The 26,257-nt window shown below is 67.5% G+C and carries 26 protein-coding genes; 15 read left to right on the forward strand and 11 right to left on the reverse strand.

The window, feature by feature from the left end; genetic code table 11:
- Positions 1–298 precede the first annotated feature (298 nt).
- From hemE to ribA, 7 genes are all read left to right on the forward strand, one after another.
- Positions 299–1,321 (forward strand): uroporphyrinogen decarboxylase, encoded by a 1,023-nt coding sequence (gene hemE / locus NED98_RS14575; RefSeq protein ID WP_265313502.1) that lies wholly within the window; start codon positions 299–301, stop codon positions 1,319–1,321.
- A gap of 82 nt (positions 1,322–1,403) precedes the next feature.
- Positions 1,404–1,862, forward strand: coding sequence for a CopD family protein (locus NED98_RS14580; protein ID WP_179512950.1), 459 nt, complete (start codon positions 1,404–1,406; stop codon positions 1,860–1,862).
- A gap of 162 nt (positions 1,863–2,024) precedes the next feature.
- The gene (rho, locus tag NED98_RS14585; protein WP_179512951.1) at positions 2,025–3,281 is read left to right on the forward strand and encodes a transcription termination factor Rho; all 1,257 of its coding nucleotides are present in this window, start codon (positions 2,025–2,027) and stop codon (positions 3,279–3,281) included.
- Positions 3,282–3,508: 227 nt separating this feature from the next.
- Positions 3,509–4,228 (forward strand): TerC family protein, encoded by a 720-nt coding sequence (locus NED98_RS14590; protein WP_265268839.1) that lies wholly within the window; start codon positions 3,509–3,511, stop codon positions 4,226–4,228.
- A gap of 77 nt (positions 4,229–4,305) precedes the next feature.
- The gene (locus NED98_RS14595) at positions 4,306–4,905 is read left to right on the forward strand and encodes a LolA family protein (RefSeq protein ID WP_265313603.1); all 600 of its coding nucleotides are present in this window, start codon (positions 4,306–4,308) and stop codon (positions 4,903–4,905) included.
- A gap of 362 nt (positions 4,906–5,267) precedes the next feature.
- Positions 5,268–6,050, forward strand: coding sequence for an exodeoxyribonuclease III (locus NED98_RS14600; protein WP_179512953.1), 783 nt, complete (start codon positions 5,268–5,270; stop codon positions 6,048–6,050).
- The gene (ribA, locus tag NED98_RS14605) at positions 6,047–7,096 is read left to right on the forward strand and encodes a GTP cyclohydrolase II (protein WP_265313503.1); all 1,050 of its coding nucleotides are present in this window, start codon (positions 6,047–6,049) and stop codon (positions 7,094–7,096) included. Before NED98_RS14600 ends, ribA begins: the two co-directional genes overlap by 4 nt.
- 242 nt (positions 7,097–7,338) lie before the next feature.
- Here ribA and NED98_RS14610 read toward each other — a convergent pair whose 3' ends face one another.
- Both NED98_RS14610 and NED98_RS14615 read right to left on the reverse strand, forming a co-directional pair.
- Positions 7,339–8,001 carry an HAD family hydrolase gene (locus tag NED98_RS14610; protein WP_265313504.1) on the reverse strand — a complete coding sequence of 221 codons (663 nt, stop codon included), beginning with the start codon at positions 7,999–8,001 and terminating at the stop codon, positions 7,339–7,341.
- Positions 7,998–8,675 carry a YggS family pyridoxal phosphate-dependent enzyme gene (locus NED98_RS14615; RefSeq protein ID WP_265268837.1) on the reverse strand — a complete coding sequence of 226 codons (678 nt, stop codon included), beginning with the start codon at positions 8,673–8,675 and terminating at the stop codon, positions 7,998–8,000. Before NED98_RS14615 ends, NED98_RS14610 begins: the two co-directional genes overlap by 4 nt.
- Before the next feature lie 22 nt (positions 8,676–8,697).
- Here NED98_RS14615 and NED98_RS14620 point away from each other — a divergent pair, with 22 nt between their 5' ends.
- Entirely contained in the window at positions 8,698–9,222 is a 525-nt protein-coding gene (locus tag NED98_RS14620; protein WP_265313505.1) for a thiamine phosphate synthase, read from the forward strand.
- 121 nt (positions 9,223–9,343) lie between these two features.
- Here NED98_RS14620 and NED98_RS14625 read toward each other — a convergent pair whose 3' ends face one another.
- Complete coding sequence (locus NED98_RS14625; RefSeq protein WP_179512958.1) at positions 9,344–10,048, reverse strand: hypothetical protein; 705 nt, start codon at positions 10,046–10,048, stop codon at positions 9,344–9,346.
- A 230-nt stretch (positions 10,049–10,278) separates the two neighbouring features.
- On the opposite strand from NED98_RS14625, the gene NED98_RS14630 reads away from it, so the two are divergent.
- The 5 genes from NED98_RS14630 to NED98_RS14650 all read left to right on the forward strand — a co-directional run bounded on the left by NED98_RS14630 (position 10,279) and on the right by NED98_RS14650 (position 15,143).
- Positions 10,279–10,716, forward strand: coding sequence for a DUF3576 domain-containing protein (locus tag NED98_RS14630; protein ID WP_179512959.1), 438 nt, complete (start codon positions 10,279–10,281; stop codon positions 10,714–10,716).
- 62 nt (positions 10,717–10,778) lie between these two features.
- Positions 10,779–13,289, forward strand: a complete 2,511-nt coding sequence (leuS, locus tag NED98_RS14635) for a leucine--tRNA ligase (RefSeq protein ID WP_265313506.1) — start codon at positions 10,779–10,781, stop codon at positions 13,287–13,289.
- Positions 13,286–13,786 carry an LPS assembly lipoprotein LptE gene (gene lptE / locus NED98_RS14640; RefSeq protein WP_179512961.1) on the forward strand — a complete coding sequence of 167 codons (501 nt, stop codon included), beginning with the start codon at positions 13,286–13,288 and terminating at the stop codon, positions 13,784–13,786. Before leuS ends, lptE begins: the two co-directional genes overlap by 4 nt.
- Complete coding sequence (gene holA / locus NED98_RS14645; RefSeq protein WP_265313507.1) at positions 13,783–14,808, forward strand: DNA polymerase III subunit delta; 1,026 nt, start codon at positions 13,783–13,785, stop codon at positions 14,806–14,808. Before lptE ends, holA begins: the two co-directional genes overlap by 4 nt.
- 44 nt (positions 14,809–14,852) lie before the next feature.
- Positions 14,853–15,143, forward strand: a complete 291-nt coding sequence (locus NED98_RS14650; RefSeq protein ID WP_265313508.1) for a hypothetical protein — start codon at positions 14,853–14,855, stop codon at positions 15,141–15,143.
- 23 nt (positions 15,144–15,166) lie between these two features.
- On the opposite strand, the gene NED98_RS14655 is transcribed toward NED98_RS14650, so the two are convergent.
- Genes NED98_RS14655 through NED98_RS14680 form a run of 6 tightly spaced genes read right to left on the reverse strand, consistent with a single transcriptional unit; the run spans position 15,167 to position 20,681 of the window.
- Entirely contained in the window at positions 15,167–16,063 is an 897-nt protein-coding gene (locus tag NED98_RS14655; protein WP_265268833.1) for a ParB/RepB/Spo0J family partition protein, read from the reverse strand.
- Complete coding sequence (locus NED98_RS14660) at positions 16,060–16,842, reverse strand: ParA family protein (protein WP_179512964.1); 783 nt, start codon at positions 16,840–16,842, stop codon at positions 16,060–16,062. Before NED98_RS14660 ends, NED98_RS14655 begins: the two co-directional genes overlap by 4 nt.
- Positions 16,839–17,453: a 16S rRNA (guanine(527)-N(7))-methyltransferase RsmG gene (locus NED98_RS14665; RefSeq protein ID WP_265313509.1), complete on the reverse strand. Its 615-nt coding sequence runs from the start codon at positions 17,451–17,453 to the stop codon at positions 16,839–16,841. The genes NED98_RS14660 and NED98_RS14665 overlap by 4 nt, the downstream gene beginning before the upstream one ends.
- Positions 17,450–19,162 carry a tRNA uridine-5-carboxymethylaminomethyl(34) synthesis enzyme MnmG gene (gene mnmG, locus NED98_RS14670; protein WP_265313510.1) on the reverse strand — a complete coding sequence of 571 codons (1,713 nt, stop codon included), beginning with the start codon at positions 19,160–19,162 and terminating at the stop codon, positions 17,450–17,452. Before mnmG ends, NED98_RS14665 begins: the two co-directional genes overlap by 4 nt.
- Positions 19,163–19,170: 8 nt before the next feature.
- Positions 19,171–20,448 (reverse strand): tRNA uridine-5-carboxymethylaminomethyl(34) synthesis GTPase MnmE, encoded by a 1,278-nt coding sequence (mnmE, locus tag NED98_RS14675; RefSeq protein WP_265313511.1) that lies wholly within the window; start codon positions 20,446–20,448, stop codon positions 19,171–19,173.
- Positions 20,448–20,681, reverse strand: a complete 234-nt coding sequence (locus NED98_RS14680; RefSeq protein ID WP_179512968.1) for a DUF6489 family protein — start codon at positions 20,679–20,681, stop codon at positions 20,448–20,450. Before NED98_RS14680 ends, mnmE begins: the two co-directional genes overlap by 1 nt.
- A gap of 138 nt (positions 20,682–20,819) precedes the next feature.
- On the opposite strand from NED98_RS14680, the gene NED98_RS14685 reads away from it, so the two are divergent.
- Positions 20,820–21,521, forward strand: a complete 702-nt coding sequence (locus NED98_RS14685) for a dienelactone hydrolase family protein (RefSeq protein ID WP_265313512.1) — start codon at positions 20,820–20,822, stop codon at positions 21,519–21,521.
- 186 nt (positions 21,522–21,707) lie between these two features.
- Here the strand turns inward: NED98_RS14685 and NED98_RS14690 are convergent, their stop codons facing one another.
- Complete coding sequence (locus NED98_RS14690) at positions 21,708–23,987, reverse strand: FtsK/SpoIIIE family DNA translocase (RefSeq protein ID WP_265313513.1); 2,280 nt, start codon at positions 23,985–23,987, stop codon at positions 21,708–21,710.
- Between the two features lie 119 nt (positions 23,988–24,106).
- Between NED98_RS14690 and NED98_RS14695 the strand changes: the two genes are divergently transcribed.
- Positions 24,107–25,321, forward strand: a complete 1,215-nt coding sequence (locus NED98_RS14695) for an FAD-dependent monooxygenase (RefSeq protein ID WP_265313514.1) — start codon at positions 24,107–24,109, stop codon at positions 25,319–25,321.
- Positions 25,322–25,448: 127 nt separating this feature from the next.
- On the opposite strand, the gene pdeM is transcribed toward NED98_RS14695, so the two are convergent.
- Positions 25,449–26,111: a ligase-associated DNA damage response endonuclease PdeM gene (gene pdeM / locus NED98_RS14700; protein ID WP_265313515.1), complete on the reverse strand. Its 663-nt coding sequence runs from the start codon at positions 26,109–26,111 to the stop codon at positions 25,449–25,451.
- Between the last annotated feature and the right edge of the window lie 146 nt (positions 26,112–26,257).

Here is a 26,257-nt window from a genome sequence, read left to right on the forward strand (position 1 = left end):
ACGAACCTGTGGAAAACATGGGGACAAGCGCTAGCGCAACCCAACCCCCGCGCCAAGGCGCAACCCCGGGCGTGGAAAAGCGATGATTCGTCCACAACGCGATCCACGCCGACGATATCCTTCAACAGCCTGTGGATAGCGGGGATGCACTGCGCCGAATCCGTGCGATTCAAGCGAACGCGATGCGGTCAAGCTGTTGGCATTTCGGTGAGCGAGGCATAAGCCCCGCAACCCACGCGCCAACAGCATCAACATTCTCTTTTGACTCTTCTCTCTTTAGAAGGACGCGTAACTTCCGGTGACCAAAGCCCTGCTCAACGTCCTCAAGGGAGACAAACCGGCGATCCCGCCGATGTGGCTCATGCGACAGGCCGGGCGCTATCTGCCCGAATATCGCACGCTGCGGGCGCAGAAGGGCGGGTTCCTCGCGCTTGCCACCGATCCCGATGCCGCCGCCGAGGTCACCGTCCAGCCGATCCGCCGTTTCGGCTTCGACGGCGCGATCCTGTTTTCCGACATCCTGATGGTGCCTTGGGCGCTGGGGCAGGATCTGACCTTCGGGCCGGGCGAGGGGCCGCGGCTCGCGCCCGCGCTCGCGACGCATCCGCTCGACGCGCTCGAGCGAGTCGGCGAGCGGCTCGATCCGGTCTATCAGACGGTGCGGCGGGTGAAGGCGCTGCTCGCCCCCGAAACCACCTTCCTCGGCTTCGCGGGAAGCCCGTGGACCGTCGCCACCTATATGGTCGCCGGGCAGGGCAGCCGCGACCAGAGCGAGACGCGCAGCTTCGCCTATCGCGACCCCGCCGCCTTCACCGCGATCGTCGACGCGATCGTCGCGATGACGGTCGATTATCTCTCGGGGCAGATCGCCGCCGGGGTCGAGGCGGTGCAATTGTTCGATAGCTGGGCGGGGAGCCTGTCGCCCGAGCAATTCGAACGCTGGGTGATCGCCCCCAATGCCGCGATCGTCCGCGCGCTCAAGGCGCGGCATCCCGACGTTCCGGTGATCGGCTTTCCCAAGGGCGCGGGGGGCAAGCTTGCCGCTTATGCCGCGGGCACCGCGGTCGATGCGATCGGGCTCGATGAAACGGTCGATCCCGTCTGGGCCGATGCGATATTGCCTAAGGGTTTGCCGGTGCAGGGGAATCTCGATCCGCTTGTGCTCGAGGCGGGGGGCGAATCATTGGCGCGCAGCGTCGATCGGGTGCTTGCGGCATTCGGCGATCGGCCACACATCTTCAACCTGGGACATGGCATCGGGCAGCACACCCCGATCGCGCATGTCGAGCAGCTCGTGGCGCGAGTGCGGAAGGAATATTGAGCTTTTTTCGTTCGGGGCGGGCCTGTCAGGACAAGCTCGGCCCGAACGGGACGGATTGGGTTTGGAATAGCGGAGGCACAGGATGGAGCCGGGTTTCCTCGGTGCGGCCTATAATTGGGTAAAGGCGGCGCATGTGATTTTCGTCATCTTCTGGATGGCGGGGATGTTCATGCTGCCGCGCTATCTGGTCTATCATCAGGAAGGGCTGAGCGATCCGGTCGATGCGGCGCGCTGGGTCGAGCGCGAGCGGCGGCTGCGGCGGATCATCCTCACCCCGGCGATGATCCTCGTCTGGGTGTTCGGCCTGCTACTGGCGGCCAATATCGGGCTGTTCGCGGGGGGGACCGGGCTCGGCTGGCTCCACGCCAAGATCGCGATCGTCGTGCTCCTGTCGGGCTATCACGGCTGGGCGGTCGGCTATTCGAAGAAACTCGCCGCGGGCAAGGCGACGATCAGCAACCGCGGTTTGCGGATGATGAACGAGATTCCCGCGCTCACCGTGACGCTGATCGTGATTCTGGTGATCGTGCGGCCATTCTGAGCCTTGCCCGTCACCCGCCGCTTGACTTGGCGGCGGTGTGTTCTTACGTCGACGCAACGGTAGGGCTTATCCTGTCCTGCCGCCTCCCTATAGCATCGTTCGCCAGCGTATCTCGCCGTCCGAGCTGACTCCCCCTACCGATCCCATCGGGACACGACACACATGCATTTGAAAGATTTGAAGAAGAAAGCTCCGGCGGATCTGGTCCAGCTGGCCGAGGAGCTTGGCGTCGAGGGGTCTTCGACCCTGCGCAAACAGGATCTGATGTTCGCCATCCTCAAGGTCCAGGCCGAGAATGGCGACCAGATCATGGGCGAAGGCACGATCGAGGTGCTGCCCGACGGCTTCGGCTTCCTGCGCAGCGCGCAGGCCAATTATCTCGCCGGCCCCGACGACATCTATGTCTCGCCCAACCAGGTCCGCAAGTTCGGGCTGCGCACCGGCGATACGGTTGAAGGCGAGATTCGCGCGCCCAAGGACGGCGAGCGCTATTTCGCGCTGACCCGGCTGATCAGCGTCAATTTCGAAGAGCCCGAAAAGGTTCGCCACCGGGTCAATTTCGACAATCTCACCCCGCTCTATCCCGACGAGCGGCTGAAGATGGAAATCGAGGATCCGACGATCAAGGACAAGTCGGGCCGCGTGCTCGATGTCGTCGCGCCGATCGGCAAGGGCCAGCGCTGCCTGATCGTCGCCCCGCCGCGCGTCGGCAAGACGATCATGATGCAGAATATCGCGCGCGCGATCAGCCACAATCACCCCGAGGTGTTCCTGATCGTCCTGCTGATCGACGAGCGCCCCGAAGAAGTCACCGACATGCAGCGCACGGTGAACGGCGAGGTCGTCTCCTCGACCTTCGACGAGCCGGCGACGCGCCATGTGCAGGTCGCCGAAATGGTGATCGAAAAGGCCAAGCGGCTGGTCGAGCACAAGAAGGACGTGGTGATCCTGCTCGACAACATCACCCGTTTGGGTCGCGCCTACAACACCGTCGTCCCCTCGTCGGGCAAGGTGCTGACCGGCGGTGTCGACGCCAATGCGTTGCAGCGCCCGAAGCGCTTCTTCGGTGCGGCGCGCAACATTGAGGAGGGCGGCTCGCTCACCATCATCTCGACCTCGCTGATCGATACCGGCAGCCGGATGGACGAAGTGATCTTCGAAGAGTTCAAGGGCACCGGCAACGCCGAAATCGTGCTCGATCGCAAGGTCGCCGACAAGCGCATCTTCCCGGCGATCGACGTCGGCAAGTCCGGCACCCGCAAGGAGGAATTGCTGGTCGAGAAGGGCACGCTGAGCAAGATGTGGGTGCTGCGCCGCATCCTGATGCAGATGGGCACCGTCGATGCGATGGAATTCCTGCTCGGCAAGATGAAGGATTCGAAGACCAACGAGGATTTCTTCGAAAGCATGAATCAATAACCGAGCGTGGCCTGCCGCATGCTGCGGCAGGCCACGCCGGTTCGGCCGGCGGTGGCGCAAGCGAACCCGTCCGACGGCGTGGCTTTGCCACGCCGTTTTTCGTTTGTGGTCCTCTCTGCTCCGCTCCCTGGTGAAGGGAGGGGAGAATAGCGCCACCCGAACCACAGTTGACGTGACCTTGCCCCGCCATCCTAGTATCACGCGGACTTCACCCGGGAGTTTTCGCGTTGATCCTTACCTTCCTCGCTGCGGCGGCCGCCATTCAGGGGCCGGGTTCGCTCGGCGACATCTGGCAGCATATTATCGCTGATTTCTCGAACCTCGGCGATCCCGCCGCGCTCGCGGCATTCGGCCAGGTGCTGATGATCGATCTGGTGCTGGCGGGCGACAATGCGATCGTCGTCGGCGCGCTTGCCGCGGGGCTGCCCGCCGATCAGCGCCGCAAGGTGATCCTGATCGGCATCGCCGCCGCGCTGGTGCTGCGGATCGTCTTCGCGCTGATGGTCACCTGGCTGATGGGAATCGTCGGGCTGATCTTCGCCGGCGGGCTGCTGCTGCTCTGGGTGAGCTGGAAATTCTGGCGCGAGATCAGGAGCGGGGGCCATGCCGCCGACCAGGCGGACGACAGCCAGCAATCGGGGCTTGCCCCCGCCAAGAGCTTCGTCGGCGCGGCCTGGGCCGTGGCAGTAGCAGACGTGTCGATGAGCCTCGACAATGTGCTCGCGGTGGCGGGCGCGGCGCGCGAACATCCCGGGATCCTCGTCGTCGGCTTGCTGCTGTCGGTCGCGCTGATGGGGATCGCGGCCAATGCGATCGCGCGCGTCATCGATCGCTATCGCTGGATCGCTTACGTCGGGCTGGCGGTGATCGTGTTCGTCGCGTTCAAGATGATCTACGAAGGCTGGATCGGCACCGACAGCACGCAGGGATTGATAATGTTGTTCTGAACGCCGGGTTCACGGCGCATTCAATGGCCGCAGGCGACAAGCGGAATCGAACTTTGGAGGTTTTTGGCGTGAAATCCATGCTGCTGCCGTTTGCCGCCGCGATCGCGATCGCGGCCCCCGCCGTGGCGCAGAACGGCGATCTGGCGCAGGTCCAGCGCCATCTGTCGGCGGTCAGCAGCATGACCGCCGCGTTCAGCCAGACCGACCGCAACGGCAAGGTGCTCACCGGCGCGCTGACCTTGAAGAAGCCGGGCAAGATCCGCTTCCAATATGAAAAGGGCGTGCCGATCCTGATCGTCGGCGATGGCAAGGCGCTGACCTTCATCGATTATTCGGTGAAGCAGGTGCAGCGCTGGCCGATCGGCAACACGCCGCTGAGCGTGCTGATCAACCCCGACAAGGATATCGGCCGCTTCGCCAAGGTGGTGCCCTCGGCCGATCCGCGCGTGCTGTCGGTCGAAGGCTATGACGCCAAGCATCCCGAATATGGCCGGATCACTTTGGTGTTCGCGCGCGAGGCGAGCGCCCCCGGCGGGCTGATGCTGCAGGGCTGGGTGATGCTCGACAGCCAGGGCAACCGCACGACGATCCGGCTGTCGGATCAGCGCTTCAACGCGCCGGTGGACGACGGAACGTTCCGCTGGAACGACCCGCGGAGGAATTCCACTCACAGTTAGTGGCGTTTCCTTACAATCGTTCACCTCAGCGACAGGATTGACCGCTTAAAAGACAGTTCGTGGAAGCGAGGCCTTCGGGATTTTCCCCCTGTTGCCCGAATCTCCCTTGCTTCCCCTGCGTGACGAACGTCAGGCTGGCCCTCGCTCCAAGCCCCCGGAGCGGGGGCCTTAGCATTTAGCGCAGCGCGGCAGCCGGCCCACCCGGCTGACTCGCGCAAGCTCGGGCGGCGGGTCGCGCAGCGAACCCGTTCGACGGCGTGGCTTCGCCACGCCGCCACCTACCTTTCGCGAAGATTATCCTGGTGGGAAACGGGCCGGTGCCGTCTGGCGCAGCGCTATCGCCCCCGCTAAAGCCCTGTCCCGTGAAGATCGTCAGCTGGAATATCAATTCGGTGCGGTTCCGCATCGGCATCGTCGAACAGTTTCTGCGCGAGGCCTCGCCGGATATCCTGTGTCTTCAGGAAACCAAGGTGATCGACGGGGATTTTCCCGCGGCGCCGTTCCGCGCGCTCGGTTACGATCATATTCTGATCCACGGCCAGCGGATGCATCACGGCGTCGCGATCGTCTCGCGCGTGCCGCTCGTCGAGGACGACCGGTTCGACTGGCAGGCCAATAAGGAAGCGCGGCATATCGGCGTCCGGCTGCCTAACGGGGTGCGGCTCGAGAATGTCTATGTCCCCGCCGGGGGCGACATCCCGGATCGCGATCTCAACCCCAAATTCGGCCAGAAGCTCGATTTCGTCCAGCGGATGACCGATTGGTCGGCGAAGCTCGATTGCCCGACGATCCTCACCGGCGATTTCAACATCGCGCCGCTGCCGAGCGACGTGTGGAGCCACAAGGCGCTGCTCAAGGTGGTGAGCCATACGCCGATCGAGGTCGAGGCGCTCGACCGGCTCAAGGCGTCGAACGACTGGGTCGATCTCGGGCGGCATTTCTATCCCGCCCCGGCGCGGCTCCACAGCTGGTGGAGCTATCGCTCGCCCGACTGGACCAAGAACGATCGCGGCCGCCGGCTCGATCATATGTGGGCGACCGGCGAGGTGGCGAAAGCCGCGCGCGCACACCATGTGTTCGAGGCGTGCCGCGCGTGGGAAAAGCCGTCCGACCATGTTCCGATCATGACCGAGTTCGATTTTTGAGCGACCCGCGCGCCGCCGCCCGCGCGATCGACGCGCTGCGCCGCGGCTGGCCGATCCGTATCGGCGCGCTGGCGCTGTTGCCGGTCGAGACGGCGGATGCGGGGCGGCTCGCGGCGTTCGACCCGGAAGGCATCGCGCCGCTTTTGCTCTCCGCGGGCCGCGCGGCGACGCTCAAGCTCGCCAACCAGCGCGAAGCGGCCGAGCCCGATGCGCCGGTGCTGATCGATCGCGCGCCGTGGCTCGATTTCGCGATGGCGACCGCGCTTGCCGATCCGCAGCTCGATCTCGCCACCCCGATGAAGGGGCCGTTCCGCGCGCTTCCGCTGATCGCCGCGGCGGATGCCGCCGCCGCCTTGCGGCTGGCGCGCATCGCCGGGCTGCTCCCCGCTTTCTTCGCGCGACCCGCGGGGGAAGCGGAGGTGACGATCACCCCCGCCGATATCGACGCGCATGAGGATGCCACGCGGCTGACGATCGCGGCGCGCGCGCGGCTGCCGGTGGCGCATGCCGAGGATGCCGAGATCGTCGCCTTTCGTACCCCCGAATCGCCCGGCGAGCATGTCGCGCTGCTGATCGGCGAGCCCGACGGGCGCGCGCCGCTGGTGCGGCTGCACAGCGAATGCCTGACGGGCGATGCGCTCGGCAGCCTAAAATGCGACTGCGGGCCGCAGCTCGACGCCGCGATCCGCGAGATCGAGGCGAGCGGCTGGGGCATCCTGCTCTATCTGCGGCAGGAAGGGCGCGGGATCGGGCTGGTCAACAAGCTTCGCGCTTATGCGCTGCAGGATCAGGGCTATGACACGGTCGACGCCAATACCCGGCTCGGCTTCGCGATCGATGCGCGCGATTTCGGGGTGGCGGCGCGGATGCTCGAACTGCTCGGCCAGCGCACGGTGCGGTTGCTGACCAACAACCCGGCCAAGGTCGCCGGGCTCGAAGCAGCGGGGATCGCGGTGGTGGAACGCGTGCCGCATTTCCTGCCGCCCAATCCGCACAACGAGAAGTATCTCGCCACCAAGCGCGATCGCACCGGGCACCAGCTCTGATTGGTGTGTGACCCGTTCATCGTCATGCCGGAATTGATCCGGCATCCTGAGTCACAGGCGACGGTGTTCGTGGCTCTGGATGCCGGGTCGAGCCCGGCATGACGAGTAGATCTGGCGCCGAATCAGCCGTCACCCGGCCTTGTGCCGGGGTCCATGGCGCCACGAACGCCGCAGCAAGAGCCTCTTGCCCTACGCCTGCCTCCCGATGGAGCCCGGCTCAAGGCCGGGGTGATGGAGAGTAATCAGGCCAGCAGCCGCGCCACCTCGGTGAAATCATGCGCGATATCGTGCACCCCGAGCGCGCGGAGCCGCGCGGCGTGGTTTGGCGGGCAGTGGCTGCCCGCGCACAGCCCGATGACGTGCCCGCCCGATGCCACCGCCCCGGTTGCGCCGACCGGCGAATCCTCGATGATCGCGCAGCCCTCGATCGGCACGCCGAGCTGCGCCGCGCCGTAGAGATAGATATCGGGCGCCGGCTTGCCATTGGCGACATGCTCGCGCCCCGAATAGATATGGTCGCCGAACGCCGCGCTCAGCCCGATATGGTCGAGGTGGCGGCGAATCCAGCGCGTCGAGCTCGACGAGACGATCGCGCGCGGCAGATCGCGGGGCAGCGCTTCGACGAAGGCGACCGCGCCGGCGACCGCGTCGATCCCCGCCGCCATCACGCGTTCGTCCTCCACCTTGCGCGCCTCGTGGAAATCGGCGGGCAGCGGCCGCCCGATCCATTGCTCGATCCGCTCGAGGAAAGCGGCGCCCGATAGCCCCATGAAATTGGCCATCGATTCCTCTGCGGTCGTCGGATGGCCGATCGCGGTGAGATAGGTCGCGATCTGGCGGTTGCCGACCGACTCGCTGTCGATCAGTACCCCGTCGAAATCGAACAGCAGCGCGGCGACCTTCATGCGCGGGCGCCGAACAATGCGCTGCCGATGCGGACATGCGTCGCGCCGAGCATCACCGCGGTCTCGAAATCGTCCGACATCCCCATGCTGAGCCCCGCCAGCCCCGAATCGCGCGCGAGCTTTGCCAGCAGCGCGAAATAGGGTGCCGGCTCGATCCCGGCGGGGGGCAGGCACATCAGCCCGGCGAGCGGCAGGTCGGCGGCGCGCGCCTCGGCGAGCAAGGCGGGAAGCGCGGGAATCGCGCAGCCGCCCTTTTGCGGCTCGTCGCCGATATTGACCTGGACGAAGCACGCCGGGCGCTTGTCCTGCGCATCCATCGCCCTGGCGAGCGCGGCGACCAGCGACGGGCGATCGATCGAATGGATCGCATCGGCGAGCGCGACCGCTTCGGCCGCCTTGTTCGATTGAAGCTGGCCGATCAGGTGGAGCCGCGCATCGGGCCATTGGTCGCGCAGCGCCGGCCATTTCGCCTGCGCCTCCTGGACGCGATTCTCCCCGAAATCGCGCTGCCCGGCGGCGAGCAACGGCTCGATCGCCGCGGCGGGGTGCGTTTTCGAGACCGCGATCAGCGTTACGGTGGCGGGATCGCGCTGCGCGGGCTTGGCGGCGCGGGCGATCCGCGCGCGAATCTCGGCAAGGCGCGCGGCGGCGGGAGGAAGCTCGGCACGGGACATGCCCCGCGCTATAGGAAGCGCGATGCGTCGCCGCCACCCCGTGCCGTCCCCGATCCCGTCATTGTGGCTGATGACCGACGAACGCAGCGGCGACGCTTTGTGGCGGGCGGTGCGGCGGCTGCCGCGCGGCGCGGGGATCGTCTTCCGCCATTATGCCACCCCGGCGGCCGAGCGCCGCCGGCTGTTCGCGCGGCTGCTGCGGATTGCGCGCGTGCGCGGGCTGGTACTGGTGCGGGCGGGGGATATGCCGCTGGCGGGCGAAATGGGGGTGCATGGCCGGCGCGGCGCGGGGCTGGTGACCTGGCCGGCGCATGATCGGCGCGAGGCGGTCGCGGGGCTGCGCCGCGGCGCCGATGTGCTGTTCGTCTCGCCGCTGTTCGCCACCCGCTCGCATCCCGGTGCGCCGGCGCTGGGGCCGCGGCGCGCGCGCGCGATTGCGGCGGGAATGCCGCTATGCCGAATCGCGCTCGGCGGAATGGATGCGCGGCGTTACGCGCGACTCACGGGATTCAACGGCTGGGCTGGAATCGACGCTTTGGTGCGATAGAGCGTCGGGCGCGCAACACACCCGTTCGCCCTGAGCTTGTCGAAGGCCGTCCTGTCGTTGTTGAGTTGGGGCCGCCCTTCGACAAGCTCAGGGCGAACGGGGAATATCGGCGCAGCGCGCGTTAGAAGCGGAACGCCGTCCCGACATAGACCGCCTGGCTGTCGCGGCGATCGTCGGTGAACTGCGACTGGGTCAGCCGCTCGCGCTCGCTCTTGTAGCGCAGCCCCGCGGTGAGATCGATGTTGCGGGTCAGCGAATAGGAACCGCCGACGTCGATCGCATAGCTCGACGTATTGTCGAGCGTCTTCGCCGCGCCGGGCAGCGGGCGATCGGCGGTCGCCTTCACGCGGCCGGTGAAGCGGTTGAGCGAATAGCTGACCGCGACATCGGTCGATTCGCGGCTGCCGGGCTGCGGCCCGACGTCGATGCGCGAGATATCGCCCGACACCGCGAAGCGCTGCCAGCCGATCGCCGCGCCGAGATTATAGGCGATCGGCGCGATTCCGACGGTCGGCGCGGTGCCGGTGAAGCCGTTCGACTCGCCCGCGCGAGTCGAACGCGCGCGCACCGCGACGGTCACCGCGCGATTGCCCTGCCGGGTTTCGGCCGGGGTGAAGCGGAATTCGCCGACATCGGCGCTGTCGAGCCCGCCGCGCGCGAACACCGCCGCAAGCCGCGGATCGGCCGCCGAAGGGGTAAATCCGCTGGAAAAACGGGAGCTTGCACTTGCGGCGGCGACGGCCTTCTTGGCCGCGCGCTGCCCGATCTCGGTGGCGCCGATCGCAGGCGCAACCACGGCGGTCGCGGCGACAAGCGCCACGATCATACCGCCAGCAATCGCGCGTGCAGCGACCACGAGTCCCTCCAACCATGGATTGAAAATTCGCCTAACATGATTCGATCCCGGCGCACCATCTTTTGAGTCGCTTTATTGCTAAGTGTTGCAAGACTCCCACATCGCCGGGTGATCCTGGGCGGCACCGCCCCCGCTTGCGGGGGGACGGGTGCCTATGTAGAGGTTGCGGCTGCCTTTACCCAGCTTTCAGGACGATGCCGATGTTCCGCCCGTTGCGTTTTGCGCTAGCAATTGGTGCCGCCCTTGCTCTTACGGCATGTGGCGGCCACAAAAAGGTGCGGCCCGAGGCGGATCTTGCCGCGTCGAAGATCACCACGATCGGCGTCAACAGCTATCTGTGGCGCGCGACGCTCGACACCCTGTCGTTCATGCCGCTGCTCCAGACGGATTCGAACGGCGGCGTCGTGGTGACCGACTGGTACGTCAACCCGCAGGTGCCGACCGAGCGGATGAAGGTGACGGTTTCGATCCTCGACCAGGATCTGCGCGCCGATGCGCTGCGCGTCGCCGCGCTGCGCGAGGTGAACCAGAACGGCCAGTGGGTCTCGGCCCCGGTCGCGGCGTCCACCGTGCAGAAGCTCGAGGACATCATCCTCACCCGCGCGCGCGACCTGCGCCGCGCCTCGATCACCGGCTGAGCGATGCGGTCGCGGGCCTTTACACAAGCCCGCACCGCGCGCCGCCACACCGATAAGAGATAATGAGCAACACCCGTTTCAACGCGCTGAAGGCGGACGCCCACTGGCAACAGGTGTGGGACGACGCCAAGACCTTTGCCGCCCGCGACGACAGCCCCAAGCCCAAAAGCTATGTGCTGGAGATGTTCCCCTATCCCTCGGGGCGCATCCACATGGGGCACGTCCGCAATTACACGATGGGCGACGTGCTCGCGCGCTATCGGCGGATGAAGGGCATGGAAGTGCTCCATCCGATGGGGTGGGATGCGTTCGGCATGCCCGCGGAAAATGCCGCGATGGAAAAGGGCGTCCACCCGGGCGGCTGGACCCGCGACAATATCGCGACGATGAAGGCGCAGCTCAAACGGCTCGGCTTCGCGCTCGACTGGACGCGCGAACTCGCCACCTGCGAGCCCGACTATTACGGGCACGAGCAGGCGCTGTTCCTCAAATTCTACGAACACGGGCTCGTCTACCGCAAGGAAAGCGCGGTCAATTGGGACCCGGTCGACATGACCGTGCTCGCCAACGAACAGGTGATCGACGGGCGCGGCTGGCGTTCCGGCGCCTTGGTCGAGAAGCGCAAGCTGAGCCAGTGGTTCCTCAAGATCACCGCCTTTGCCGATGATCTGCTGTCCGGCGTGAAGGCGCTGGAACATTGGCCGGACAAGGTGCGGCTGATGCAGGAGAATTGGATCGGCAAGAGCCAGGGGCTCACCTTCCGCTTCGCTTTGTCGGCCAGCGTCGGCGGTGCGGACACGGTCGAGGTGTTCACCACCCGGCCCGATACGATCTTCGGCGCGAGCTTCGTCGCGGTCGCGGCGGACCACCCGATCGCGCAGGCGATCGCCGCGAACAGCCCCGAGGCGGCGGCGTTCATCGAGCGCTGCAAACAGGGCGGCACCACCGCGGCCGAGCTCGAAACGCAGGAGAAGCTGGGCTTCGATACCGGCATCACCGCGAACCATCCCTTTGATCCGGCGTGGCAATTGCCGGTCTATATCGCCAATTTCGTGCTGATGGATTATGGCGTCGGCGCGGTTTACGGCGTGCCCGCGCATGACCAGCGCGATTTCGAATTCGCGCGCAAATACGGGCTGCCGATCCGCCGCGTCGTCTCCGACGGCGCGAAGGATGCCCCCGAATTCCACGAGGACGAGGCGTATAGCGGGCCGGGGACCGTGGTGAATTCGCACTTCCTCGACGGGATGGACATCGAGGACGCCAAGCGCGAGGTGATCCGCCGCGCGGAGGACGGCGGCTGGGGCGAGGGCGCCACGGTCTATCGCCTGCGCGACTGGGGCGTGAGCCGCCAGCGTTACTGGGGCACCCCGATCCCGATCATCCATTGCGCCGCGTGCGGCGTGGTGCCGGTGCCGGCCGACCAATTGCCGGTCGTGCTGCCCGAGGACGTCAGCTTCGCCACCCCCGGCAACCCGCTCGACAAGCATCCGACATGGAAGCACGTCGCTTGCCCGACATGCGGCGGGGAGGCGCTGCGCGAGACCGACACGCTCGATACCTTCGCGGATTCGTCCTGGTATTTCATCCGCTTCGCCAGCCAACCCAAGGACAAGCCGTTCGACAAGGCGGTCGCCGAAAGCTGGCTACCGGTCGGGCAATATATCGGCGGGGTCGAGCATGCGATCCTCCATCTGCTCTACGCCCGCTTCTGGACCCGCGCGCTCAACCATATCGGGATGATCGACGTCAGCGAGCCGTTCACCGGCCTGTTCACCCAGGGGATGGTGACGCACGAGACGTACAAATCCGCCGACGGCCGCTGGCTGGCGCCGGACGACGTGCGCGACGGCATCGAGATCGCCACCGGCGCGGCCGTGACGCTGGGCCGCGTCGAGAAGATGTCGAAATCGAAGAAGAATACCGTCGATCCGACCGGCATCGTCGATCAGTACGGCGCCGACGCGGTGCGCTGGTTCATGCTGTCGGATTCGCCCCCCGAGCGCGATTTGCCGTGGAGCGAGGCGGGGATCGAGGGTGCGTGGCGCTTCGTCCAGCGCTTGTGGCGGCTGTTCGAAGGGGCCGGGGCCGGCGAGGGCGCCGATACCGCGCTCGACCGCAAATTGCACCAGACGATCGCCGGCGTCGCGGCGGATATCGAGGCTCTGTCGTTCAACAAGGCGGTCGCCAAAATCTACGAACTCGCCAATGCGATCGAAAAGGCCGCGCCCTCGGCGTCGCGCGACAATGCGATCCGCAACGTGATGCTGCTCGTCGCGCCGATGGTGCCGCATCTCGCCGAGGAGGCGTGGGCGGCAGCCGGCGGAACGGGGCTGATCGCCGACGCCGCCTGGCCGGCGGTCGACGCGGCGCTGCTGGTCGAGGACGAGGTGACGATCGCGATCCAGGTCAACGGCAAGCTGCGCGACACTTTGGTGCTGCCCAAGGGCCAGTCGAAGGAGGCGATCGAAGCCGCGGCGCTTGCCAGCGACAAGGTGATCCGTATCCTTGAGGGCAAGACGCCGAAGAAGGTGATCGTGGTGCCCGATCGATTGGTCAATCTCGTCGCATGAAGCGCGCTGCCGCCCTCCTTGCGCTCGGGCTGACGCTCGGCGGGTGCGGGCTCAGGCCGCTCTATACCGCGGGCGGCGCGGGGCCGGTGGCGAATGCGCTCGGCCAGGTCGATGTCGCGCCGATCGAGGGCAAATCGGGCTGGCTCGTCTCTAATGCGCTGCGCGACCGGCTCGGCGCGGGCGGGACGAGCCAGGCGCGCTATCGGCTCGACGTCAAACTCGACGATCGGATCATCGGCCTCGCGGTGCGTAGCGATAACAGCGTGACCCGCGAGCGCCGCACGTTGCGCGCGCGCTACCAGCTCGTCGCGCTCGACAGCGGGACGGTGGTGCTCGACGCCACCGCCGGGTCGGACGCGGGGATCGACGTCGTGACCTCCGAATATGCCACGATCGCCGCGGAGAGCACCGCGCTCGAACGGTTGAGCGATATCGTCGCCGACCAGATCGTTGCGCGCGTCGCGCTCTATGCGAGGAACGAGTCGCTCCGCAAATGAAGGCGAGCGAGACGCGGATCCGGCAAGCGCTCGACCGGCCATCGCCCGATATCCGGCTCTATCTGCTTTATGGTCCCGATGAATCCGCCGCGCTTGCGCTGGCGGAGCGGCTCGGGCGCGCGATGGGGCCGGAGGCGGAGCGGGTCGACCTCGACGGCGCGGCGCTCCGGGGCGATTCGGCGCGGCTCGCGGACGAGGCGGCGTCGCTCTCGCTGTTCGGCACCGCGCGCTACATCCGCGTCACGGGCGTGGGGGACGAATCGACCGCGGCGGTCGAGGCGCTTCTCGCGGCGGAGCGCGCGGGCAATCCGGTGGTGATGATCGCGCCTTCGGCCAAGGCGACCAGCCGGCTGGTCAAGCGTGCGCTGGAGGCGGATTCGGCGCTCGCCACCGCATGCTATGTGCCGGTGGGCGAGGGGGCCGAGGCGCTCGCCGGGCAGCTTGCGCGCGAGCATGGCCTGCGCATGGCGGGCGGCGCGGCGCGGCGGCTGGTGCAGGCAACGGGCGCCGATCGCGCGGTGATGACGCGCGAGCTGGAGAAATTGGCGCTTTACCTCGATGCCGGCCCCGATCGCCCGCAGCAGCTCGACGATGCCGCGCTCGATGCGGTCGGCGCCGATCTGGGCGAGGCGGAAATGTCGGAGATCGTCGAGGCGGTGGTCGCCGGGCATTCGTCCGACCTCGGCGATGCGTTGCGGCGGATGGGCGAGGCGGGGGGCTCGGCGATCCCGTGGCTGCGCTCGCTCGCGCGCCGGCTGGGCGCGCTGGCGGAGATGCGCGCCGATGTCGCGGCGGGGGGCGATATCGCGTCGGTGATCAAGCGCCATCGCGTCTTCTTCCGCGAGGAAGCCGCAACTGCGGCGGCGCTGCGCCGCTGGAGCCCCGAAGCGCTGGCCGAGGCGCAGCGCCAGGTGCGCCGTGTCGAGCGTGCGCTGGTGGCGAGCGGGACTGCGGGAGCGGTGCTGGCGGATCAGGCGATGATCAGGCTGGCCGAACGCGCGCGGCGATTGGGGCGGGGATAGAGTCGCTAACCCATCGTCAAGCAATGTGCGCCACGCTGACCAGCATGCCGAAAATCCCGCGATATCGAAGCCATAGCTCGCGGGGCGCGCGTATCAAGGCAGCGGCGCGCCTCATCCTCATGACAATCCTCTTTGCGTTTGCCGTCCACCACCTTGTCGATGGTTTGCGCGACGAAAGGCTGGCATTCCCGCTCAGGTATGCTCACCCGATCACGGCGGCCGAGCACCCTGTTTATTTCGCTCTCACGGCGCTGGTCTGGCTGTTTGCCGTGGCGCTATTTGGCTTTATCGCCTTTGGACTCGGGCGCGCGCTACTGGACGAGATGCGCCGCTAATACCTCCCGGTCCGCGCGGGGCGCTAAATCCGCTCGCCGCTCAACCGCTGGCAGACCATATCGAGTTGATCGAGCGTCGAATAATCGAGCGTGATCGATCCGCCGCGATCGCTGTAGCTGATCCGCACGTTGAGCCCGAGCAGATCGGAAAGCTGGCGTTCGAGCGCGACGATATCGGCTGCCGAATCGGACGGGTGGCGAATCGGCGCGACCGTCGCGCCACGCCCGCCGCCCGGCTTGGCGGCGCTGGCGAGGCGCTCGGTCTGGCGCACCGACAGGCCCTTTTCGATCACTTCCTCGGCGAGCGCGATCGGATCGGGCGCGCCGATCAGCGCGCGCGCATGCCCCATCGAAAGCTTGCCGTCGATCACCAGCGCCTGAACTTCCGACGGAAGATCAAGTAATCTCAATAGGTTAGCGATGTGGCTGCGCGATTTGTGGACGATCTTCGCCAGCACTTCCTGGGTGTGGCCGAATTCCTCGGCCAGCCGGTGATAGGCCTGCGCCTCTTCGATCGCGTTGAGATCCTGCCGCTGGATATTCTCGAGCAGCGCGATCTGCAGCGTGTCGGTGTCGCTGTAATCGCGGACGACGACGGGGATTTCGTGGAGCCGCGCGCGCTGCGCCGCACGCCAGCGGCGTTCGCCGGCGACGATCTGATAGTCGTGACCGTGCGGGCGGACGATGATCGGCTGGATCAGCCCGCGCTCGGCGATCGAGGCGGCGAGTTCGGTCAGCGCCGCTTCGTCGAAATGGCGGCGCGGCTGGCCGGGGTGCGGCGCGATCGAACTGATCGGGATCATCCGCACGCCCGAGGTGTTATGGCCTTCCTTGGCGGTCTCGGCCTCGTCGCGCGCGAAATCGCCGAGCAGGGCGTTGAGCCCGCGGCCGAGGCCGGGGCGGGGGCGGCGATCGGTCATGCGGCGGCCTCGTTCATGCGGGGAAGCCGCGCGATCAATTCACGGGCCAATGCCATATACGCCTCGGACCCGCTGCAGCGATGATCATAGATCAATGCGGGCAGGCCGTGGCTCGGCGCTTCGGAAAGACGGACGTTGCGCGGGATCACCGTTTCGAACACCACCCGGCCGAGCACCGCGCGCACATCATTGGCAACCTGCTCGGTCAGCCGGTTGCGCCGATCGTACATCGTCAGCGCGACCCCCATGATCGACAGCGACGGGTTGAAGCGCGCACGAATCCGCTCGACCGTGCTAAGCAGCTGGCTCAGCCCCTCGAGCGCGAAAAATTCGCATTGCAGCGGGACGAGCAGCGAATCCGCCGCGACCATCGCATTGATCGTCAGCAGTCCGAGCGAGGGCGGGCAATCGATCAGCACGATATCCCAGCGCGGCGGGCATTCCTCGATCGCGCGGAGCAGCCGGTGGGTGCGTGCCTCGAGCTCGATCAGCTCGATCTCGGCGCCCGACAGATCGACGGTCGCGGGGAGGATATCGAGCCGGGGAATGCCGGAGGCGACGACGCCCTGTTCGATCGGGGTCGCGTCGACCAGCACGTGATAGCTCGAAATGCCGCGCGCCGCCTGCCCGATCCCGAGCCCGGTCGAGGCATTGCCCTGCGGATCGAGATCGATCAGCAACACGCGTTTGCCGGTCGCAGCCAACGCGGTCGCGAGGTTGATCGCGCTGGTGGTCTTGCCGACTCCGCCCTTCTGGTTGGCGACCGCGATACAAATCATCGCATGCGAACCTTTTCTGCGATCAGGATCCCGGATTCCGCATCGGTGATGCTTGGTTCCACGTGGAACAATCCGTGCCAGCCCCGGCGCGCGCTTTCAAGCTCGACGTGCGCGGTTCGTCCACGGGGAAGGATATAACGTGTGGATATGTCGGCGACGTGGCGGGTCGCACGGAGCAGCTCGTCGACCGGCGCGACCGCGCGCGCGCTGACGATGTGCTGCGGCGGAAGCTTTGCGCCCTCGATCTTGGCGGTGACCACGGTTGCGTTGGGCGCGCCGCACAAGGCATCGGCGAGAAAGTCGGCGCGGCGTCGACGCGGCTCGACCAATGTGACCTGCGCGGGGAGAAGCAGCGCGACGATTGCGCCGGGAAAGCCCGCGCCCGATCCGATATCGAGCCAGCGCGTCGTTTCATCGACCGGGCCGGCGAGCGGGATCAACTGCGCGGAATCGAGAATATGGCGCGCCCAGATCGCGTCGAGCGTCGAGCGTGCGATCAGATTCTGCTGCTCGCTTTCGGCGATCACGCGATCGGCAAAGCGCGCGACGCGTTCGGTCGCCTCGGCACCGAAGCGCTGTTCGATCCACCCGCGCGCGTCATTCTCGGTCATGCATTGGCCTTTGCGTGAAGCCACAGCGCGGTCAATGCCGCCGGGGTGACCCCGCGGATCCGCGAGGCTTCGTCGAGCGTCCGCGGATTGGCTTCGAGCAATCGTTCGCGCATTTCATTCGACAGGCCGTTGACCGTGGCGAGCGCGTCGCCTGCGGCGATCGTGATCGCGGCGTCGCGGCGCATCCGCGCGATCTCGTCCGCCTGGCGTTCGAGATAGGGGGCGTAGCGCGCGTCCTCCTCGGCCTCGCGGATCAGGTCCGGGTCGGCGCCGTCATGCTCGCCGCGCGCGATTGCCGCGCGCTGCTCGTTGCGCCGGGCGAGGTGCGCGCGGCGTTCATCGCTCAGCAGGCCATGTGCTTCGGCGATCGGCGACAGCCGCGTCTCGGCATTGTCGGCGCGGAGCGCGAGGCGATATTCGGCGCGCGCGGTGAGCATGCGATAGGGTTCGGTCACCCCCTGCAGCACCAGATCGTCGATCATCACCGCGAGATAGGAGGTCGCGCGATCGAGCTGGAGCGGCGCAAGATCGAGCGCGTGCGCCGCGGCATTGGCGCCGGCGATCAGCCCCTGCGCGGCGGCTTCCTCATACCCGGTCGTGCCGTTGATCTGCCCGGCGAGGAAGGCGCCGGGGAGCGCACCCAGCCCGAGCCGATGATCGAGCGCGCGCGGATCGATATGATCATATTCGACCGCATAGCCTGGGGTGACGATCTCCACGTCTTCGAGCCCCGGAATCGAGCGCACCATTGCGCGCTGAACATCGCTCGGCAGCGAGGTCGAGATGCCGTTGGGATAGACCAGAGGGTCGTCGAGCCCCTCGGGTTCGAGGAAGATCTGATGCCCGTCGCGGTCGCCGAAGCGGCGAATCTTGTCCTCGATCGACGGGCAATAGCGCGGCCCGCCCGCTTCGATCGCGCCGGTATGAAGCGGCGAGCGATGCAGATTGTCGCGGATGATCGCGTGGGTCCGATCGGTGGTGCGCGAGATCGCGCAGGCGAGCTGGGGGAGGGCGCGCGTGCGGGTCATCGGCGACATCGTCCAATGATCTTCGTCGGACGGTTGCGGCGCGAGCATCGCCCAGTCGATCGTCCGCCCGTCGAGCCGTGGCGGCGTCCCGGTCTTGAGCCGGCGAACCGGCAGATCGAGCGCGCGGAGTTGCCGCGCCAGCTCGTTCGCCCCCGCTTCGCCGACGCGGCCGCCGTCGTCGCGCTCGTCGCCGCGGAAGATTCGTCCGCCGAGGAAGGTGCCGGTGGCCAGCACCACCGCGCGCGCGGTGATCGCGCTGCCGTCGAGCAGGGTGGCCCCGGCGATCGCGCCGCCGCGCAGGATCAGCGCCGCGGCTTCGCCCTCGATCACCGTCAGCCGGTCCTGTTGCTCAAGTTGCGCCTGGATCGAACGCATATAGCGCGTGCGGTCCGCCTGAACGCGCGGCCCCTGCACCGCGAGCCCCTTGCTGCGGTTGAGCATGCGGTGGTGGATCGCGGCGGCGTCGGCGGCGCGCCCCATCAGCCCGTCGAGCGCGTCGACCTCGCGCACCAGATGGCCCTTGCCGAGCCCGCCGATCGACGGGTTGCACGACATCGCCCCGATCCGGTCGCGGCGCTGCGAGAGCAACGCGGTGCGTGCGCCGCACCGCGCGGCGGCCGCGGCGGCCTCGGTTCCGGCGTGGCCGCCGCCGACCACGATAACGTCAAAAGCATGTTCCACGTGAAACACTATTTCCCGATGCAGAAGCGCGCGAACAGCGCATCGAGCATCGTCTCGGTCGCGTCGGCGCCGACGATGCCCGCCAATTGCCGCATCGCATAGCGCACTCCTTCGGCGCGTACCAATAGATCGCGATCCATGCCGTCGCGCTCGATCGACTCGCGCGCCGCGACCACCGCGGCGCGTTGCTGGTCGCGGAGCAAGGCGCCATCGATCGCGAACAGCGCGGCGGCGCGCTCCTCGACCACCTGCCACAGCCGGTCGATGCTCGCGAGGTCGTCGCGCGACACCGCGATGCGGCCTGCGGGGACCGTCGCGCGATCGGGAAGGTCGCTGCGCGGGTGAAGCGCGGTCACCGGCCAGTCGGCGGGGGCGGGGGCATCGTCGAGCCACAGCACGATATCGGCGGTCGCCGCGGCGCGCCGGGCACGCTCGATCCCGATGCGCTCGACCGGATCGTCGGTTTCCACCGCCAGCCCCGCGGTATCGATCAGCGTGAAGAGCTGGCCGTGGCGGACCACCCGCGCTTCGAGCAGGTCGCGCGTCGTCCCCGCGATCGGGGTGACGATCGCCGCGTCGCGTTCGAGCATCGCGTTGAACAGGGACGATTTGCCCGCATTGGGTGGCCCGGCGAGAACCACGCGATAGCCTTCGCGCAGCCGCTCGACCGTCGGCCGCGCGAGCAGCGCCGACACCTCGCCGAGCCATGCCGCGATCGCGGTATCGAGCTGGCGATCGTCGGCGGGCGACACATCATCCTCGTCGCTGAAGTCGATCATCGCCTCGATCCGCGCCGCGATCCCGGCGAGCGTCGCGAGCCAGCGCGCGACCGCGCGGCTGATCTCGCCGTCGACGCTGGCGATCGCCGCGCGGCGCTGCGCCTCGCTTTCGGCTTCGAGCAGGTCGGCGAGCCCCTGCGCCTGCGCCAGATCGATCCGGCCGTTCTCCAGCGCGCGACGGGTGAATTCGCCCCCGCGCGCGCGGCGCAGCCCGGGGCGGGAGGCAAGCGTCCGCTCGACCGCCGCCACCGTGGCGATGCCGCCGTGGAGGTGGAGTTCGGCGAGGTCTTCGCCGGTCGCGGTTGCTGGCCCCGGAAACCACAGCAGCAGCGCATCGTCGAGCAACGCGCCGTCCGCATCGCGCAACCGTCGCAACGTCGCGCGGCGGGGTTGGGGGAGCCCACCCGCGAGCGCCTCGACCGTCGCTGCGGCGTGCGGGCCGCTGATGCGCAGCACTGCGATCGCCGCGGGCGGCTGGCCGCTCGAAACGGCGAAGATCGTATCCATCACCCGCCGGGCTTGGTCCCCGCCTCGAACAGTCGCCGCCAGAAGGCGACGCCGGCCTCGCCCATCGGCGCCCAATTCTTGATCATCGTCTCGAACATCTCGGGGCGGAGCCCGTTGTCGATCGTATCCTGCATCTTGGCGATATAGGCTTCATGGATCGGGGTGAGGTCCGGCAGGCCCATCAGGCGCCGCGCCTCTTCCGGGGTGCAATCCACCTCGACATTCACTTTCATTCCCGACCACTCCTTGAGCCGCATGGGCTGGCGCGATAGCGTCCCTTGCTATGTATGCCCGCGATTCCGCCTTTATCGCAACGCTTGTCGGCGGTCGGGCGACCAGCGATTGAACCAAGAACATCAATGGAGTGAACAATGGGTGAGATGATCGAGGTCGAAACGCTGGACCATGACGCGCATTTCGGCGCCTATGTCGCGCGCCCGGCGGGGACGGCGACCGCGGCGATCGTAGTGATCCAGGAAGTGTTCGGAGTGAACGCCGGGATCCGCGGCAAGTGCGACCGGCTGGCGGCGGACGGCTATCTCGCGATCGCCCCCGATCTGTTCTGGCGGATCGCGCCGGGCGAACAGCTCGATCCCGATGTCAAACCCGAGTTCGAGCGCGGGCTGCAATTGTTCGGCCAGTTCGATCAGGAAGCCGGAATCCGCGATATCGAGGCAACGATCCGCAAGGCGCGCGCGCTACTCGGCGGTACGGGCAAGGTCGGTTGCGTCGGCTATTGCCTCGGCGGCCGGCTCGCCTTCATGACCGCGTGCCGCACCGATATCGACGCCTCGGTCGGCTATTATGGCGTGGGGATCGACGGGCTGCTCGGCGAGAAGCATGCGATTGCGCGCCCGGTGATGCTGCATGTCGCGGGCGAGGACGGCTTCGTCGACAAGGCCGCGCAACAGCGGATGCACGCCGGGCTCGACGATCATCCGCGGGTGACGATCCACGATTATCCGGGCGAGGATCACGGCTTCGCTACCGAAATGGGCAACCGCCGCTCGCCGCAGGCGGCCGATCTCGCGGACCAGCGGACCACGGCGTTCTTCAAGGAAAACCTTGCCTAAACAATAGGTTGATAGAGAAGAGCGACGAGATTGCCGTCCCGTTCGCCCTGAGCTTGTGAGGGCGCCCATGAAAGTAATACTTTCATGGGACCCGCCGGAGGGCTGTGCTTCTTCGTCGGAAGAAAGTGCAGGGCTTCGACAGGCCCGGCTCGAACGGGGAGCGACAATCTCGCTTAATCGAAGCGTTCAGATCGGATGCCCGTCGGCGTCGCGAAGCACTTCGCGGCGGCCGACATGGTCGGGCCGGCCGACGATGCCGTCCTTCTCCATCCGCTCGATCAGCCGGGCGGCGCTGTTATAGCCGATCCGCAACTGGCGCTGGAGCCACGAGGTCGACGCCTTCTGGCTCTCGCACACCAATTGGATCGCGGCGCGATATTGCTGATCCTCGGCCGAATCCTCGCCGGTCGGCGCGCCTTCGAGATCGAAGCTCTGCTCGGGCTCCTCGGTGACCGAGGTGACGTAATCGGGCGCCCCTTGCGCGCGCCAGTGATCGGTCACCGCGCGCACCTCGTCGTCGGAGACGAACGGGCCGTGGACGCGGACGATGCCCTTGCCGCCGGGCATGTAGAGCATGTCGCCCTTGCCCAGCAACTGCTCGGCGCCCTGTTCGCCGAGGATCGTGCGCGAATCGATCTTCGAGGTGACGTGGAACGAGATGCGGGTCGGCAGGTTGGCCTTGATCACCCCGGTGATCACGTCGACCGAGGGACGCTGGGTGGCCATGATCAGGTGAATCCCCGCCGCGCGCGCCTTTTGCGCGAGCCGCTGGATGAGGAATTCGACTTCCTTGCCCGCGGTCATCATCAGGTCGGCAAGCTCGTCGACGATCACCACGATCTGCGGCAGCACCTGATAATCGAGCTGTTCTTCCTCATAGACCGGCTGGCCGTTCTCGCCGAACCCGGTCTGGACGCGGCGGCCGAGCGGGGCGCCCTTGGCGCGGGCGGCGCGCACCTTGTCGTTGAAGCTGCTCAGCGAGCGGACCCCGAGCGACGACATCTGGCGGTAGCGATCCTCCATCTGCTCGACCGCCCATTTGAGCGCGCGCACCGCCTTGGCCGGATCGGTGACGACCGGCGAGAGCAGATGCGGGATGTCGTCGTACATCGACAATTCGAGCATCTTGGGATCGATCATGATCATGCGGCACTGATCCGGGGTCAGCCGGTACAGCAGCGAGAGGATCATGCAGTTGAGCCCGACCGACTTGCCCGAGCCGGTGGTCCCCGCAACGAGCAGGTGGGGCATCGGCGCGAGATCGGCGATCACCGGATCGCCCGCGATATTCTTGCCGAGCACTACGGGGAGCTGCGCCGACTGATCCTCGAACGATTGCGAGCCGATCAGTTCGTGGAGCGACACCGTCTCGCGCTTGGCGTTGGGCAGTTCGATCCCGATCACGGTGCGCCCCGGGATCGTCGCGACGCGCGCCGAGATCGCGGACATGTTGCGCGCGATATCGTCGGCGAGGCTGACGACGCGGGTCGCCTTGATCCCCGGCGCCGGCTCGAGCTCGTACATCGTGACGACCGGGCCGGGGCGGACCTCCTTGATCTCGCCGCGGACGTGAAAATCGTCGAGCACGGTCTCGAGCAGCCGCGCGTTGCGCTCCAGCGCGGTCTTGTCGATCGCATTGTTCTGCGACGGCGGGGCCGGGGTGAGCAGATCGATCGTCGGCAGGACATAATTGTCGCGCAGATCGAGCTGCGCCTGCGCCGCGGGTTTGGGGCGCGCGGCCGAGGGTGCGAGGCTGCGCTCGCTGATTACCGGGCCGGGGCGCGGATCGGGTTGCGCCACCGGGCGCGGGGTGACCGGGCGGCGCACCAGTTCGAGCGGCACGTCCTCGTCGTCGATCGCCGCCGGGCGATCGCGGCGGACGCGCCATACCCGCGGCAACGCGATGTCGATGCTCCGCCCCCACAGGATCGCGCCGGCGATGCCCGAGACCAGGCCGAGCGCGATCACCGACCAATAGCTCACGGCAGGATTATTGGCGAAGCCCAGCGCCCAGCGGACGCCCGCGACGACGCCGAGCCCGATGCCGCCGCCCCAGCCGAACGGCAGCGCGGGCACCGCGCCGCGCGCGACGCAGGCGAGCGCGGTGGCCATCAGCGCGACCCCGAGCGCGGCATTGCGCAGCATCCGCCCCCATTCGCCGACCGGCTGATCGCGCCACAGCCGGAGCGCGACGATCGGCCCGACCGGGAGCAGCAGCGCGACCGCCGGGCCGAGCAGGGTCAGCGCGATATCGGCGAACCACGCGCCGGCGCTGCCGAGCAGGTTATGCACGCCCTCCCCGGCGGCGGTGTTGAGCGCGGCGTCGCCCGGCGAATAGGTCACCAGCGCCAGCGCCATCGCCGCGGTGGCCAATACCAGCGCGATCGCGACGATCAGCGCGCCGCTGCGCGCCGCGCCTGCCTTCACCGTTTCGCGCCATAGCGATGCGTTCGCCCGGCTCGCCATTGCCTTTAAATCCCCCGCCGATGTGATGAGATATGCCCGGCGGAATCATCTGCCTCACCGAGTCCCGCGTCAAGACACCGCGATTGGCAGCGCGCCGGATCGCGGATAGAGCGTGGCGGATGGATCACGCTGACGTTCTCATCCTCGGCGGCGGGCTGGTCGGTGCGACGCTGGCGATCGCGCTCGATCGCCACGGCCTCAAGACGATCGTGGTCGACCCGGCCGACCCGACCGTCACCACCGCGATCGGCTTCGACGGCCGCGCTTCCGCCATCGCCAGCGCGAGCCACCGCATGCTCGAGGCGATCGGGGTCGCCGGGGGGCTCGAAGGCCATGGCTGCGCGATCCGCCATATCCGGGTGAGCGACGGGCTCGCACCCGGCAAGCTCGATTTCATTCCCGATGCCGACGACGGCGCTTTGGGGACGATGTACGAGAATCGCCGGCTGCGCATCGCCTTGGGCGAGGCGCTCAAGCGTTCGACGGTCGACCTCAGGATGAAGACCCGCGCGACCGCGGTAACGCGTGGGCCAGCCGGCGTCACCGCGACGCTTTCCTCGGGGGAGACGGTTGGCGCGTCGCTGCTCGTCGCGGCCGAGGGGCGCAATTCGCCGACCCGCGCCGATGCCGGGATCAAGGTCGCGCAATGGCGCTACGATCATGCCGCGATCATCTCGGCGTTCCACCACGAGCGGCCGCATGAGGAGATCGCTTACGAGATTTTCTACGCCGCCGGGCCGTTCGCGCTGCTCCCGCTGGTCGACGACGAGATCGGGCATCGCTCGGCGATCGTCTGGACGGTGAAGGCGGCGGACGCGCCGGCGATGCTCAAGCTCGGCGATCGCGCCTTTCTCGCCGAGGCGGAGAAACGGATGGGCGGGTTCCTCGGCGCGCTTTCCGGCGCCAGCCCGCGCGCGAGCTTCCCGCTCGGCTTCCATCATGCCGCGACGATCACCGGCGAGCGGCTCGCGCTGGTCGGCGACGCGGCGCACGGCATCCATCCGATCGCGGGGCAGGGGCTCAACCTCGGTTTCCGCGATGTCGCGGCGCTGGTCGAGGTGCTGGTCGAGGGGCGGCGGCTCGGGCTGGAGGCGGGCGATGCGCAATTGCTCGATCGCTACCAGCGCTGGCGCAGCCTCGATACGTTGATGGTCGCGGGGGCGACCGATACGCTGACCCGGCTGTTCGGCATCCCCGGCCGCACGGCGAGCGCGATCCGGCGCTTCGGCATTTCGGCGGTCGACCGTATCACCCCGCTCAAGGCGCGTTTCATGGCCGAAGCGCGCGGCGAGAGCGGGGCGCTGCCCAAGTTGTTGCAGGGGCTGACGGTTTAAGGTGGCCCTAACAGTCCGTGAATTGCCCTCTCCCCGTTCGGGCTGAGCTTGTCGAAGCCCTGCACTTTTCTTTCAAGGAAGACGGACAGCCCTTCGACAGGCTCAGGGCGAACGGAGGTAGCGAATCCTAAGCCGCCAGCGGGAAGCGCAGCAGGCGGTTCTCCACTGGCACCAAAGCCTCCGCGGGCGCACCGATCGCGCGCGCGATCTCGCTGTGGGTGGCGTCGAGCCCGCCGGTCAGCGCGCCGAATGCCGGGAGCAGCAATTTGCGCCCGCTGGCGACGAAACACCGTCGCGCGACGAGCCGTCCGCGCACCCGAATGCGCAATTGCGGGTGGAAATGCCCCGACAGCTCGGGGCGCATCTCGGCGGGATCGGCCTGGTGGCGTAGCACGAGGCCGTCGATCACCGCTTCCTCGACCACCGTGCCGCCGCAGCGATCGGCGTCGATCGGATCGTGGTTGCCGGTGATCCACGTCCAGCGCGCCCGCGTCATCAGCGCGTGCAGCATCGCCCGCGCCGCGTCGGGCAGCCGCCCACCGCCGCGCGCATCGTGGAAACTGTCGCCCAGGCACCAGATTTCGCGCGCCGCGGTCGCGGTTGCCAGCGCGGCGAGATCGGTCAGCGTGGCGAGCGAATCATAAGGCGGGAGCATCTGCCCCGCGCCGGCGAAATAGCTTGCCTTTTCGAGGTGCAGATCGGCGACGAGCAAGGCCGCGCGCGCCGGCCAGAACAATGCGCCCTGCGGCAGCGCGACGAGCTCGTGGCCGGCGAACGAAAAGGGAACCATGACGCCGCCATGCCGCAGCGCGGGGGTGGGATCAACTGGGTTGGGAAGCGATTGGCGCAAGCAATAGCGTCATGCCGGGCTCGAACCGGCATCCAGAGCCGCAAGCGGCGTCGCTCGTTGCGCTGGATGCCGGATCAAGTCCGGCA

Origin of the sequence: Sphingomonas lycopersici, assembly GCF_026130605.1 — a bacterium.
Taxonomy (GTDB): Bacteria; Pseudomonadota; Alphaproteobacteria; order Sphingomonadales; family Sphingomonadaceae; genus Sphingomonas; species Sphingomonas lycopersici.